This window comes from Spirosoma taeanense, assembly GCF_013127955.1.
GTDB lineage: Bacteria > Bacteroidota > Bacteroidia > Cytophagales > Spirosomataceae > Spirosoma > Spirosoma taeanense.
In genome coordinates this window covers 4,825,536-4,839,085 of sequence record NZ_CP053435.1, presented here as the reverse complement: position 1 = coordinate 4,839,085, position 13,550 = coordinate 4,825,536, and the positions used below count along the sequence as shown (strand labels likewise).

Annotated in this window: 13 protein-coding genes and 1 tRNA gene; 7 read left to right on the top strand and 7 right to left on the bottom strand. The window is 52.5% G+C overall.

What is annotated here, in order from left to right; all coding sequences use genetic code 11:
- The first annotated feature begins 169 nt into the window (after positions 1 to 169).
- Positions 170 to 2,740, top strand: a complete 2,571-nt coding sequence (locus HNV11_RS20110) for a TonB-dependent receptor domain-containing protein (protein ID WP_171741369.1) — start codon at positions 170 to 172, stop codon at positions 2,738 to 2,740.
- Positions 2,741 to 2,877: 137 nt separating this feature from the next.
- On the top strand, positions 2,878 to 3,594 hold the full coding sequence (locus HNV11_RS20105) for an outer membrane lipoprotein-sorting protein (RefSeq protein ID WP_171741368.1): 717 nt from the start codon (positions 2,878 to 2,880) through the stop codon (positions 3,592 to 3,594).
- Between the two features lie 65 nt (positions 3,595 to 3,659).
- On the opposite strand, the gene HNV11_RS20100 is transcribed toward HNV11_RS20105, so the two are convergent.
- Positions 3,660 to 3,884, bottom strand: coding sequence for a hypothetical protein (locus HNV11_RS20100; RefSeq protein WP_171741367.1), 225 nt, complete (start codon positions 3,882 to 3,884; stop codon positions 3,660 to 3,662).
- Positions 3,885 to 4,001: 117 nt separating this feature from the next.
- Here HNV11_RS20100 and HNV11_RS20095 point away from each other — a divergent pair.
- Positions 4,002 to 4,073 (top strand) — tRNA-Arg (locus HNV11_RS20095).
- Between the two features lie 326 nt (positions 4,074 to 4,399).
- Here the strand turns inward: HNV11_RS20095 and HNV11_RS20090 are convergent.
- The 5 genes from HNV11_RS20090 to HNV11_RS20070 all read right to left on the bottom strand — a co-directional run bounded on the left by HNV11_RS20090 (position 4,400) and on the right by HNV11_RS20070 (position 9,646).
- On the bottom strand, positions 4,400 to 5,164 hold the full coding sequence (locus HNV11_RS20090; RefSeq protein WP_171738357.1) for an IS5 family transposase: 765 nt from the start codon (positions 5,162 to 5,164) through the stop codon (positions 4,400 to 4,402).
- A gap of 88 nt (positions 5,165 to 5,252) precedes the next feature.
- Positions 5,253 to 5,897 carry a hypothetical protein gene (locus HNV11_RS20085; protein WP_171741366.1) on the bottom strand — a complete coding sequence of 215 codons (645 nt, stop codon included), beginning with the start codon at positions 5,895 to 5,897 and terminating at the stop codon, positions 5,253 to 5,255.
- Positions 5,898 to 6,047: 150 nt separating this feature from the next.
- Positions 6,048 to 7,328 carry a GTPase HflX gene (gene hflX, locus HNV11_RS20080; protein WP_171741365.1) on the bottom strand — a complete coding sequence of 427 codons (1,281 nt, stop codon included), beginning with the start codon at positions 7,326 to 7,328 and terminating at the stop codon, positions 6,048 to 6,050.
- A 122-nt stretch (positions 7,329 to 7,450) separates the two neighbouring features.
- Positions 7,451 to 8,836 (bottom strand): MATE family efflux transporter, encoded by a 1,386-nt coding sequence (locus HNV11_RS20075; protein WP_171741364.1) that lies wholly within the window; start codon positions 8,834 to 8,836, stop codon positions 7,451 to 7,453.
- A 267-nt stretch (positions 8,837 to 9,103) separates the two neighbouring features.
- Positions 9,104 to 9,646, bottom strand: coding sequence for a dihydrofolate reductase family protein (locus tag HNV11_RS20070; RefSeq protein WP_171741363.1), 543 nt, complete (start codon positions 9,644 to 9,646; stop codon positions 9,104 to 9,106).
- Between the two features lie 35 nt (positions 9,647 to 9,681).
- On the opposite strand from HNV11_RS20070, the gene HNV11_RS20065 reads away from it, so the two are divergent.
- Complete coding sequence (locus HNV11_RS20065; protein ID WP_171741362.1) at positions 9,682 to 10,425, top strand: Nif3-like dinuclear metal center hexameric protein; 744 nt, start codon at positions 9,682 to 9,684, stop codon at positions 10,423 to 10,425.
- Here the strand turns inward: HNV11_RS20065 and HNV11_RS20060 are convergent.
- A complete protein-coding gene (locus HNV11_RS20060) occupies positions 10,422 to 11,228 on the bottom strand; it encodes a lipid II flippase family protein (RefSeq protein ID WP_171741361.1) in 807 nt (268 codons plus the stop codon). The two genes, HNV11_RS20065 and HNV11_RS20060, sit on opposite strands and share 4 nt — an antisense overlap.
- A gap of 178 nt (positions 11,229 to 11,406) precedes the next feature.
- On the opposite strand from HNV11_RS20060, the gene HNV11_RS20055 reads away from it, so the two are divergent.
- The 3 genes from HNV11_RS20055 to HNV11_RS20045 all read left to right on the top strand — a co-directional run bounded on the left by HNV11_RS20055 (position 11,407) and on the right by HNV11_RS20045 (position 13,495).
- Positions 11,407 to 12,057 (top strand): DUF305 domain-containing protein, encoded by a 651-nt coding sequence (locus HNV11_RS20055; protein ID WP_171741360.1) that lies wholly within the window; start codon positions 11,407 to 11,409, stop codon positions 12,055 to 12,057.
- Between the two features lie 65 nt (positions 12,058 to 12,122).
- Entirely contained in the window at positions 12,123 to 12,938 is an 816-nt protein-coding gene (locus HNV11_RS20050; RefSeq protein WP_171741359.1) for a bacteriorhodopsin, read from the top strand.
- 107 nt (positions 12,939 to 13,045) lie between these two features.
- The gene (locus HNV11_RS20045; protein ID WP_171741358.1) at positions 13,046 to 13,495 is read left to right on the top strand and encodes a ferritin-like domain-containing protein; all 450 of its coding nucleotides are present in this window, start codon (positions 13,046 to 13,048) and stop codon (positions 13,493 to 13,495) included.
- Positions 13,496 to 13,550: the final 55 nt, after the last annotated feature.

The following is a 13,550-nucleotide window of genomic DNA, read 5'->3' as shown; positions in this document are numbered from 1 at the left end:
AGATTTGGGTTATATATTGTCAGCTTTGAGTAAGGGCTTTCTTTACGCCTGGCTGTCCTTCATTCGTCAGCCGTAAACCGATGTCTATCCGGTTGATTTGGGCTTTCATCCCTTTTCTTTTTCAGGTGCGCGAATGGGGAATAACCTTTGTCCTGTTCAAAGCAATCTCATGAAAACACACATCCTTCTTATCGCAACAAGTTTACTGACTGCTAATTTGCTTTCGCCCGCTAAAGCCCAGTTCCCGGTAATGGGGAGCTCCACCCAGGCAAAGGCACTGCCCGGCACGGCCGGTGACCAAAGTCCCAAGGGAAGCGGCAAAATCATTGGCTATGTAGTCGATTCGACGCAGACGAAGGCTGTTGAATTTGCCAGCATTGCCCTCTACAACAAAACCACGGGTAAAGCTGTGGACGGTACCGTTGCCGACGAGAAAGGGAAGTTTGCCTTGACCAAACTGGCGCCCGGTGAATACCGGGTTCTGGTCAGCTTCGTTGGCTATCGGAGCAAAACGATCGACAACCTCAACCTGACCAATGGCCAGACGGTGGATCTGGGCGTAATCAAGTTGCCTTCGAGCGTAAAAACCCTGGAGGAGGTAACCGTAACCGGTCAGGCAGCTATTATCGAAGAAAAAGTGGACCGGCTGGTTTATAACGCCGATAAAGACATTGCCGCCAAAGGGGGCGATGCAACGGACATTCTGCGGAAAGTGCCGCTGCTCACGGTCGATCTGGACGGGAACGTTTCGCTGCGGGGTAGCCAGAATATACGGGTGCTGATCAACAACAAGCCATCCACCATCGTGGCCAGCAGCGTTGCCGATGCCCTGAAGCAGATTCCGGCCGACCAGATCAAAACGGTGGAAGTCATCACCAGCCCCTCGGCCAAGTACGATGCCGAAGGGTCGGGCGGGATTATCAACATCATCACCAAAAAGAACAGCCTGCAGGGCCTGAACCTGAATGTCGATTCAGGCGTGGGTAACCGGGGCTCGATGCTGTCGCTGAATGGCAACTACCGGAAAGGCAAGACCGGCTTTACGCTGGGTGGTTTCGGCCGGGCCATGTACAACACCATTACCAAGACCAGCCTGGAGCAGACCAGCCAGGTGGATGGCGTAACAACCATGACGCGTCAGACCGGCGACGGCCACAGCTCGGGAATGTTCGGGCAGTATAACCTGGGCTTCGACTACGATCTGGCTAAAAATCAGAGCCTGACGGCGGGCGTACGGTATGGCGTTCGGAACATGATCAGCCAGCAGGACCTCGTCACGCGGTTGTTTACCAACGGTATGGCCGGTTCGGTGTCAAACCGGAACGTAGACGCCAAGAACCTGTCGGGTACGGTTGACGTAAACGTGGATTACCTGCATACCTTCAAGCCACAGCAGGAGTGGAGCATTTCGACGCTGTATAGCCGGAATGATCTGACCAACAACTTCGACGCCGATCTGCTGAACGGCTCCGACGTGCTGACGGGTCGCCAGCGTAACCTGAATAAAAACGTAAACCAGGAACTTACGCTGCAAACCGATTACCAGACGCCCATCAAGAAAAACCAGCTGATTGAGTTCGGCGGTAAAGCCATCTTCCGGCAGGTCAACAGCGACTACCGCTACCTGCAGGCTGGGCCTTCGGGAAATTTCGTAACCGAAAACAACAATACGCTCGGTGAACTTCTGTATCACCAGAACATCGCGGCTGGCTATACGTCCTATACCTACACAACCAAGCAGCGATATACACTGAAGGGTGGCCTGCGTTATGAACACACGTTTATCGACGCCAGCACCCGCGAAAGCGGTACCCTCGGCATCGGTAATTACGGTGTGCTGGTGCCCAGTGTGAATGCGTCGAAAACCATTAAGGGAACCACCGTAAAACTGGGGTATAACCGGCGGATTCAGCGGCCCGGCCTGCAGCAGCTGAACCCTAATTTCAACGCGGCCAACCCGCAGAACATCACCATCGGTAACCCGTCGCTGCGTCCGGAGTTGACGAACAACGTTGAACTGGGGCTGAGCAGAACCATCAAGAAAACGTTCATCAACGCAACCTTCTTCGGCCGGGTAACGAACAACGCCATCACGCAGGTTCGTCAACCGTCCGATACGCTGCCGGGGGCTATCGTCACTACGTATCAGAACATCGGTCGGCAACACGCCTACGGAACCAACATCTTTGCGAACGTAGCGGTAACCTCGAAGATTAACATTGGTCTGTTTCTGAATACCTTCTACACCAGTCTGACGGGTCAGGCTATGAGCGTCGATGGTATTTCGGAAACACTGACCAACACCGGCTTCAACGTCAGCGGAGGTTCGTTTGCATCGGCGCAGTTTAAGAATGGCTGGGGCGCGCAGGCCTTCGGCTTCATGCAGGGATCGCAGGTACAGTTGCAGGGACGGCAGGGTGGCTTTGGCTTCTACACCGTTGGGGTGAAGAAAGACTTCAGCAATAAGAAAGGCAGCATTGGGCTGGCGGCCGAAAACTTCCTCTCGAACCGGTTCAACATCCACACCGTCCTGAATTCAGCCCAATTCAGCCAGGTAAGCGATGTATATCTTTACAACCGGGGTATCCGCCTGACGTTTACCTACAAAATTGGCAAGATGACAATGGACGCTCCTCGTAAGAAAGCCCGCTCGGTTAACAACGATGATGTCAAGAGCGAGGGTGGCGGACAGACGCAGTCGGGTGGCGCTCCGGCGGGTGGCGGTCAGCCGCGACAGTAAACGCTGCACCCTCGGAAGGGCTGAAAAGCCGGTCCGGAAAAATGAGGTGACACCCGTTTGGTAATCCACTGTTTTTTAACTAACATAGCAAAAGAGTGCAAGTCGGTGTACTTTGCCTGATAAACCCAATGAATAGAATGAAAACGAACACATTTCTGGCCGCTGCACTGGCCGTTTTTACAACCATCGGCGCTTATGCGCAGTCAGTAGACGAAATTGTCGACAAGCACATTGCGGCCCTGGGCGGCATGGACAAACTCAAGAACGTTAAAACGCTGGTTACGGAGCGGTCGCTTTCCGTGCAGGGAATGGAAATTCCCAACAAAACCACTCTGGTTGTGGGTAAGTCCATGCGCTCGGAGTCGTCGGTCATGGGCAACTCGATGGTGCAGGTGGTTGACGGTTCGACGGGCTGGATGATTCGCCCCGCTATGATGGGCGGAACGGGCGATCCTGAAGACATGCCTGCCGATCAGATAAAGCAGCAGATTGGCCAGCTTGACCCGTTTGGCGCGCTGGTGAACTATAAGGACAAAGGCAGTAAAATTGACCTGGTTGGGAAAGAAAAAGTGGATGGCAAAGATGCCTACCACCTGAAAGTGACGACCAAAGAAGGCCAGGTAATCGATGAGTTTATTGATGCCAACACGTACCTGGTCAATAAAGTCAAAACATCGATGAACGGTCAGGAAGGGGAAATCGCCTTTTCGGATTACAAAGACACGGAGGGGGTTAAATTTGCCAACACCATGGAAATATCGAATCCCCAGATGGGCGGTATCGTCATGACCACCAACAAAATAACCGTCAACGGCCAGGTGGATGAATCGATCTTCAAAAAGCCAGCCAAATAACCAGTAGGTTACGGTCTGTTGTGCCAAAGCCGGTCTGTCAGGGTCGGCTTTGGTTGTTTTATAGGTTACCAGCTATTGATACAGCCCGTGGTTTTCGCCTGCCAGTTATGCAGCAGAGCAGCATAGAGTGTAGTTAGATGGCTGTCATCTTCGGCCGCTGCTGAGCCGACGTAACCCCAGCCCTGCGGAAACACCTCAAATCGGAACAGGAGGTCTTTAAGCCGGTTTTCGGTCCAGCCGCCAGTTACGCATTCAATAAAGACGTTGCCGTGTTGATCGACATACAGCACATGGGCGCTGGCCTCATCATGTCAGCCTGCTACGATTCGTTTAAAATCATTAATGCCCCGGCTTATCCACACACTTGGGGAGTTGGCGATTTTTAGGCAAATTTGCAGGCTTTCACCGGTCCCGTAGTTCAACGGATAGAATAGACGTTTCCTAAACGTTTGATATGGGTTCGATTCCCGTCGGGACCACACATCTCTCCCAAACAAAAGACCTCATACATGTGTATGAGGTCTTTTGTTTGGGAGTTCTCAAGTGATTACTACTAGCAATTTAGTGACAACCTCGTTGTGTGAGTTATCCCAGCCCTATTCCGATTAGCAACATCCCTGGGGCTCCTAGCAAAGATTGGCGAAGATGCCGTATTCTCTTCGAAGTAACTACCATACCGCTAAGCATACGTTCGGTACGATTAAAATATTAAACTAGTCGGGGAGAGATGATAAGAATAAGGTTGGAACATCATGGCACTCCAACCTTATTCTTTAGAATGTGTTTGGGAATTATCTTTTGCCATTCAAATGATCCGTTGCAATATAATCTGAATGTTGGCTAAGTACAGCCAGCAAACCGAAGATGATATCGTGTATTCATAATCTTTGACAATCCTTCGAAAGTGATTCGTCCAAGCAATGGTCCGTTCCACTACCCACCGTTTGGCTACGGGTACAAAGCCCAGAGTTGATTCAGGACGAGACGCTTTTTCAAAATCAAGGCTCCATCTAGCCAACTCTTGAGCGAAGACGCCATTATAAGATTGATCACCGTAGACTTTCTCCAAACGCTCTCCAACTAGCCATAGTAAGTCACTGACCATCGATACGGCTGAAGGGCCATCCGCTTGATTAGCAGAATGGACATCTGCTAGCCATAGACGCCCTTGGGTGTCAACGATGAGTTGCCTTTTTCGGCCATTCACTCGTTTATTCGCGTCGAGACCTCGGTTCTCCCAAATCATCGGAGCCAACTTAACACTTTGTGAATCAATACATACTGCAGATGGATATGCTTCTTTACCGACCCGCTTACGGTCAAGTTGATTTAAGGCCAGATTGATTCGACCAAAAGTACCATCCTGTTTCCAACGTCTAAAATAGTAATAGACGGTTTGCCAATTAGGCCACTCGGTAGGCAGATTGCGCCATTGGCATCCTGTGCGTAGCAGCCACAAAATACTGTTAACAATCTGTCGCAAATCATGAGTCCGCTGACGATCAAGTGGTAAAAAAGGAGAAATTGCATCCCACTGGGCGTCGGTCAGTGGCTTCCACTGTTTGGTCATTGCTTTGCATCTTGGTCGATACAAAAATGACTCGACGCTCAGCCTTTAACAATTCCCAAACAGCTTCTTATGAGTTTGCAATAAAACATTAAACTTTATTAGACTTATCAAAAAGCCTTTTATCTATATCTATTGTAAGCCTAAATACAAAATCAAAGTAGGACGAAGCATTTCTTATAGCAAAAAGCTCCATTTCTTCAGCTTGGAAAGCTGGAATGGCTTTGAAGTTGACTTTAAATAATTTCAATTCTACTGGCTTTGAAAAGTCCCCTTGGCATATACTCTTCTCGTCAGGAAGCGGCTTTAAAACTTCAGTTGGGTCTGCGTGCGAAAAACCATTGCGTATGAGTGTTCGAATATTATTGCTTAATACATCTCTTTCGGCTTCTGAAATTAGGCCCTCCTTTTTACACTTATCTATTGAATTAGCCAGCTTGAAATTACTATACTTATGGTTAGGCTCAGAAAACGTAGAGTGCCAATTCTCAATAGGTTCGGGTTCAATTCCTGCCTCGTTATAAATTAAAGCTATTTTCAAAGCGCGCTCTAACAACATATTGGTAAGCGTTATAGAAGCTCTATAAAATTGAAGTATAATGCATTTATTTATTTCGAATATTGGGCTCACTAATTCGTGAAGTACTAAAAAATTGCAGTCGAAGTATTTAGACTGCGCTTGGAAGTTTTTATTTAAACTCTCTATGAACACTTTTTCTAATGTTTCTTTTTTCATTACATTTTAAATCTTGCTGAAGGCTGGAGCAATAACCCCTGGCTTACGGCCAACCGAAAGTAGTTCGCACTAAATTACAGATTATATAAAGCGTTAACAACAAAAAAGACCGCCTATGAGAGCGGTCTTTTGGTTTATGAAAACGGGTTTTTACAACTCGTCACTGTATTCGGCTGACTCGGACAGGGGCACGTTTACCCAGTTGGGGTAAATCTGGTAGTGCTTCTCCTTGACGAGCGAGTAGAGCAACTCGCGCAGCTCCCCGACGTTCTCACCCGTTTCGGCGGATATGAACGCGACGTGATCGGCTTTTTTGGTCAGATACGTCTTCTTCAGATAGTCGAGCGCGGTTTGCTTCCGGATGGCAACCGGCACTTCAACCGCCTGCGTGGTAGCATCCTGGTCGAACTCGTCGTCCATCGGGTGCATGTCGGGGCCGCCCGTCCACTCGTCGCGCGGAACGAACTTGTCCATTTTGTTGAACACCAGCACAACTGGCTTGTCGGCCGCTTTGATGTCGGCAAGCGTCGTGTTGACTACCTCAATCTGCTCCTCAAACAGCGGATGCGATACGTCCACCACGTGTACGAGCACGTCGGCTTCCCTGACCTCATCGAGCGTCGATTTAAAGGCTTCGATTAAGGTCGTCGGCAGTTTCCGGATGAATCCAACCGTATCGGTAAGCAGAAACGGAATGTTGCCGAGTGTAACCTTGCGCACGGTCGAATCCACCGTAGCGAAGAGCTTGTTTTCGGCAAACACGTCGGTTTTGGCCATGGTGCGCATCAGCGTAGACTTCCCTACGTTGGTGTACCCCACTAAAGCGACCCGTACCAGCCGGTCGCGTTCCTTCCGGCGCGTAACGCTCTGCTTGTCAATTTTAGCCAGCTTCTCTTTCAGAAACGCAATCCGGTCTTTCACGATCCGGCGGTCGGTTTCGAGCTCTTTCTCACCCGGTCCGCGCATCCCCGCACCGCCTTTCTGGCGGCTCAGGTGGGTCCACATTCGGGTGAGTCGCGGGTACAGGTACTGGTATTGCGCCAGCTCAACCTGCACGCGCGCCTGCGCCGTCTGCGCCCGCATCGAGAAAATATTCAGGATGAGCAGGCTCCGGTCCAGCACTTTGATCTCCTTGAACTCGGCTTCGAGGTTACGGACCTGCGCCGGGGTCAGGTCGTCATCAAAAATGATGGTATCAACCGGGTTGGCGAGAATATAAGTCTGGATTTCCTCCAGCTTGCCTTTACCCACAAACGTGCGGGTGTCGGGTCGGTCGAGTTTCTGGGTAAACGACTGGACGGTCTTTACGCCCGACGTTTCGGCCAGAAACGCTAATTCATCTAGGTATTCTTTCGTTTGGTCGGCAGTTTGCTTCTGCGTAATCAGCGCGACCAGAACGGCGGTTTCGGGTTGTTTATGGGTGTCGATCATGTAGTCTTATTCGAGTGGTTAGACGGGGCTTTATGCGGGATTCCAATAAAGCCCCGTAGTGTATAACGGCCCTGTTTTGGTAAAAGTTTCGGTTAATCAGGGCCTGTTTTAACCGGCTTTGTCTAGACTTGAACAACCTTCCAGCGGCCCCGGCGAAAGGCCCAGATCGCGAACACCGCCAGCAGCGATTCACTGATGGCCACCGACCAGAAAACGCCCTGCGGTCCCCAGCCCAGCCCGTTGGCGAGCGTATAGGCCAGCGGAATTTCGATCAGCCAGAAGCAGACGATGTTGAGCAGGGTAGGCGTTCGGGTGTCGCCCGCGCCGTTGAGCGACTGCGTCAGGACCATGCCATAGGCAAAGAATACGTAACCCGCGCAGAACACCCGCAGACACTGCACCGCAATCTCCACCACCCGGATATTGCGATTAAACAGACCCACCACTTCCGCAGCGCCCAGGAAAAACACGATCCCAACGGCCACCAGGAACAGCATGTTGCAGAAGGCCGCCCGCCAGGCCGATGTTTCAGCACGTTCGGGCTGACCCGCCCCCAGATTCTGCCCAACCAGGGTAGCGGCAGCGTTGGCCATCCCCCAGGAAGGCAGGATCGTAAAGACGATAATCCGAATGGCAATGGTGTATCCGGCCACGGCATCGCTGCCGAAGGTGGACATGATCCGGGTAAGGAACACCCAGCTGGCCGATGAAATCAGGAACTGCCCCGTACCGCCGGCTGCCAGCCCCAGCAGGTTGCGGATAATGTCGGCATTCGGCGTTACGTCGGCCCGATGAATCTGCACGATACTGCCCGGACGCGTCAGGGCATACAACTGATATAGGACGCCTACCGTTCGGCCCGTCGTCGTCGCTACGGCCGACCCCAGCACGCCCAGTTCGGGAAAGGGGCCGAGGCCAAAGATCAGCACCGGACACAGAACAATGTTGATGCCATTGGCCAGCCACAGGGAGCGCATGGCCACCGACGCTTCGCCCGCGCCCCGCAAACAGCCGCTCAGCGTATGCAGCAGAACGATAGCGGGGGCGCTGGCAAAAATCATACGCGTAAAGTTGGCGCCGTTGGCAATGAGCTGTTCATCGCCCCCCATCAGCCGCAGAATGTCTTCGGCAAACAGAAAGCCCGGAACCCCCATGGCAATCGCCAGCGTAACGGACACCAGAATAACCTGCCCAACGGACCGACCGGCCTCGCGTGCGCTGTTCTCGCCAATACGTCGGGCGACCAGCGCCGTAGCGGCCGTACTCAGGCCAATGGCAATGGAGTACACCAGCGTCAGCACCGACTCGGTCAGGCCTACGGTGGCAACGGCTTCCGTCCCGATTTTAGCCACGAAAAAAACATCGACTACGGCGAACAGCGATTCCATGACCATCTCCAGGATCATGGGAACGGATAGCAGAAAAATGGCCCGGTTAATGCTGCCGGACGTAAAATTGGTTTCTGAACCGCGCAAAGCGTCCAGAAATAACCGGAAGTATCTGGTCATTGATGAAAACAAGTCAAGCCCCGGCTCAACAGCCAGCAGCGACAAACAGGATGTGAAAAATAGAAATGGCTCCCTAAAGAGGCAGCGGTAAGGAAATGAAGGAAGCCCCCCGTAGGGGCTTAGCAGGAGAGAATCATCGGCGTAGGCGAACCGTCGGGCGGACGCGTTTAAGCTGCCACAAAGCTACGATGCTGGATGCCAAAATAACAAGCTGTCTTGAGCGAACGGTCGTGTTGTCGTCAAAAAGCTGTATTTACGTAGCCTGGATTAGAATGAATTAAGGGCAGGAGCATAGGTTAGCTGTACAAACCCGGTTTCAAACGATTCGCTGTTGGTCAGCGAAAACTGAGTCTCCAGAGATGAATCAGCAAATAAGGGAATACCGCTGCCCAGGACAGTTGGAACCAGTGTCAGAATAATTTCATCGATCAGCCGGGCGTTCAGTAAAGCAGCGTTCAATTGCCCACCACCAACCAGCCAGATGGCCTTTCCTTCCTGATTCTTGAGCGATTGAACAAACGCGGCCGGATCGTCGGTGATGTACCGGACATACGCCGTATCGACCTGCCCCGGCTGGCGGCTGAATACGTAATTGGTTTTGTCGGGATAGGGGAAGTCGCCCCCCATATCCAGAATTGTCTGATAGGTGCTGTTGCCCATCAGGGTCGTATCAATGGATACGTAGAACGAATGGTAGCCGTAGTCGAGCTGATTGGGGTTAGGCGTAGCGTCGAGCCAGTCGAAGCTACCGTCGGAACGGGCAATGAACCCATCGAGCGAGCTGGCAATATAAAGGATTAGTTTTCGCATGATAAACCATACCCCGAACGGGCCGTTATGCAAATATGACGGGTTCCTTTGCTTCTCTCAATGACATCGCTGATTTCTTAGCGAACGAATTCGCGGCTTCGCGTTACCCCGCCAGCGAACAGGGCGGTCTGTACCGGTTCGCCGGACGACGGGTTCAGCGGCTGGGTCTGGCGCTGGAACCCTGGCCCGACATTGCCCACTGGGTGGTTCAACATCAGCTCGATTCGCTTTATCTCCATCGTCCCTGGCGAATAGACGACATACCGCTGCCCGCCGACGTAAGCATTTTAGCGCATCATCTGCCGTTTGACGAAACGCTGACCATGGGCTTTAATACCCGATTAGCGGCTCAGCTCCGGGCTATCGGTTCGCTTGAGCCGCTTGGCTTTAAGCAAAGCCAGTCCGAAACGGGCGATCTGCTGCCCGCGCGCCCAATAGGGATGGTGTTCGATATGGAAAAGTGCAGCCTGGCCGACTGGGAAACGATTATCCGGGAGCTATTCGGAGGCTACGATCAGATTGTGGCGGGAGCTACAGGCATGGTTAGCCGCGTGGCCGTAGTTGGGGCCATGAATGACAGCCTGATTCGCGAAGCAGCTGGTCGGGGCGTAGACTTATATTTGACCGGTGCCTATCGCAAACCAGCGCAGGAGGCCGTAACGCAGACGGGCATCGTCGTAATGGCCGTTGGGCATCGTCGGAGCGAGGAGTGGGGCCTGCGGGCCCTGGCCGATCTGCTGCGCGAACGCTGGCCGGAGTTGACCTTATTCCTGCATTAAACCCGTAACTGCTCGGCCGCCCAGACCACTACGTAGGCAAACGGCACCAGTAGTGCCTGCGCCAGCACTGTACCCGCCAGCCGGGCCGCCAGCACCTGCACCAGATACCGCCGGAAATAGCCTTCGCTGACGCGGCCACCCGTTACCTCATCGGTCAGTAGCGCTACGTCGGGGTCGATAAACATCACCGCGAGGATAGTTGAGATGCCGTTAATAAACCCGGCCATCGAAGCCGACGTAGAGCGCAGGTCGGGATTCAGATACCCCGCGTAGAGCGTAGCCAGAACGCCCACTGTAAGAACGGCGCTTGACAGCACATTCAGCAAGATGATGGACCTGGAAACCGCCCGGCTGCCCTGAACGTGCTGGAAGTTGGCGCGATCGGGCCACTTCATGTGCACCGGAACCCGGCGCAGGTAGCGCCAGGACAGGCTATGGTACAGCAGTCGGGGAATTGAGCGGTACTCGTAATAGCGGTCAACTGCCTGGGCCAGCAAGCGCTGAAAGGACGGAAACAACAGGATGCTGACGAGCGTAGCGACCGTAGCCGAGGCCATAATCCATTGAAAGTCGCCGTAGTTGCCCAACCGGCCCGACTGGATGTCCATCTCGACCGTTTTAGCCAGCAGCGGAGCCTGAAGCGTTGTAGCCAGCCGGGACACCAGCGTCATGATGTTGAACAGGGCATAGGTGACCGACCATTTGCCCGTTCGAATTCCCACAATTCGCGCGCCCAGCGCCAGCGTTCCAACGAGATGAATCAGGAAAGTCAGACTAACAACCAGGGCAATGTGGGCGGACATACGGACGGGCTACCTTCAATGAATAGCAAATATGGTGAAGAGGAGCGTACGGGCCGTCAGATAACGGCTCATAAACCGGGCCGGGTTAAACCATTGGCGGCTTCGTTTGTCTTTAGTATGCAAGTGCCTAATTTGGCGAGACCAAATCATTCACGTAGTCATTAATTCATTACATACGATGAAAATCCGCAACAACAACCTATTTGCCTGTCTGCTGGCGGTTAGCCTGTCGGGAAGTACAATGGTCGCCTGCGCGCAGGCCACAACAACGGGGGGAACGGGTGCCGCCCGGACCTCAGCCAGTGATCCGGCCAAAACGGCTCTGCTGGAGCCGATGCGCCAGATGATGGAAAAACTCAAAAAACTTCAGGCCACGGGTGATCCGGACTTCGACTATGTGCTCCAGGCCAAAATCCACGCGCAGGGCGAGCAGGATCTGCTGAAGCAGGAGGTACAGAACGGAAAAGATACAACGCTGAAGCAACTGGCGCAGAATCTGCTCAAGGCCACGCAAAGCGAGATTACGCAGCTGGACGGAACAATGCGGCAGATTAAGCCATCGCGCCCGAATCAGGCCTTCACCCAGCAGCAAAGCCGCAACATGCAGGCTATGGCCCTCAAACTGCAGCAGGGCGGAACGGAAGACAAGCTGACGAGCGATTTCGACAAAAATTTTGTCACGGTAATGCTTGAGCATCGGCAGGATGCCATCGACATGGCTAATACCTACCTGCAGTATGGCAACAACAGTGCGCTCAAAGACTACGCCAGGGAGTTAGTCACGAAGGCGCAGCAGGAAATGACCCAGATAAAAACTGCGCTTAAATAATTTAAAACAATGCCTTCATAGATGCAGTAACGTTGGATAGTTTCTGTACCGATGTTACTGCATCTATGGAGTTAGCTGATACATTTATTCCAACGGCGGGTACTGTTGGCTTGATGCCCATGGTCACGTATTTCTTTCTGATCGTGACCACGTATGCCTTTCTGGGCACGTTTCTCTTTGCATGGGCCACTCGCGACCAGGTGGTAGCCGAACACCGTACCGCCCACATTCTGACGGCTGTTATTTCGGCTATAGCTGGCTTGTCGTATTTCCTGATTCAGGGCTATTACCACGACCTGCTGGTTGAACTGGGTACGCTGCCTAGCCCCGACGATCGACGAACGCTTATCCGGGAGTCCTATAGCGCCATCAACCAGTATCGCTACATGGACTGGGCCGTTACAACCCCCTTGCTGCTTGTCAAGATGGTGTTGATGCTCCGGCTCAGTTGGCGTGAGCAGAAGCGGCCGCTGACCATTCTGCTGCTGGCCGACTTCTTCATGATTTTAACCGGCTTTATCGGCGAACAGCAGCTTTCGTTCGGCAACGAGATACAGGTAGGGCCGAAACTGATTTGGGGGGCGGTCTCAACGGTTGGCTATGTGCTTGTTCTGCTGACGCTTTACCGACTCTGGCAACAATTTGCGGGTCGTGTGCAGCCCCGTGAGCGGTGGGCGTATCGGCTGATGGCTCTGACAACCGTAACGTTCTGGGGCGTTTATCCCATTGGTTATATCCTGACGGTGTTTGACATCGACCTGAACTGGATTCACATTGCCTTTTCCGTGGCCGATCTGATCAATAAAGCTGGCGTTGGTCTAGTGGCTTATGTAGCCAGTACCGGTGAGCTGAAGCCGTTGCCGGACGAGATATCTGTTTAGCTCCAATTGACTCAATAATTGTCGGCAGGAAAGCCTGCTTTCAGCAAACAATTCATAAAAAGGTGGAGTTGTATTAGCTGGTTCACAAACTATCGAAAGCAACTGTTATGATTAAGAACGAAGAAATCGTTGAGGATCTCAACGACCTGGTCAAAATCAACAATGACCGCATTCATGGCTACGAAAAAGCCATCGAAGACAATAAAGACGCTGAGCTGGATGATCTGTTCCGGCACTACATTATCCAGAGCCAGAACTTCCGCAGCCAACTGGCCGATCACATCGTACGGATCGACGGCTCGGCCGTATCGGATGAAACCACGACGGACGTTTCCAGCAAAATTCACCGCGCCTGGATTGACATCAAGTCGGCCCTTACGGGTAAAGACCGGGATACCGTGCTAAGTTCGGTCGAGTTTGGCGAGAACGCGGCTGTAGAAGCTTATAAAGATGCTATCGAAAAAGATCATATCCCTGCTTATATTAAGGAGGATCTGACCAGGCAGCTCAATGAGTTGCAGGAAGCCTATCAGAAAGTGAAGGCACTGCACAAGTAAGACTGCATTTCATCTAAAAGCGGGGTAGGCGTCCACTGGATGCCTACCCCGCTTC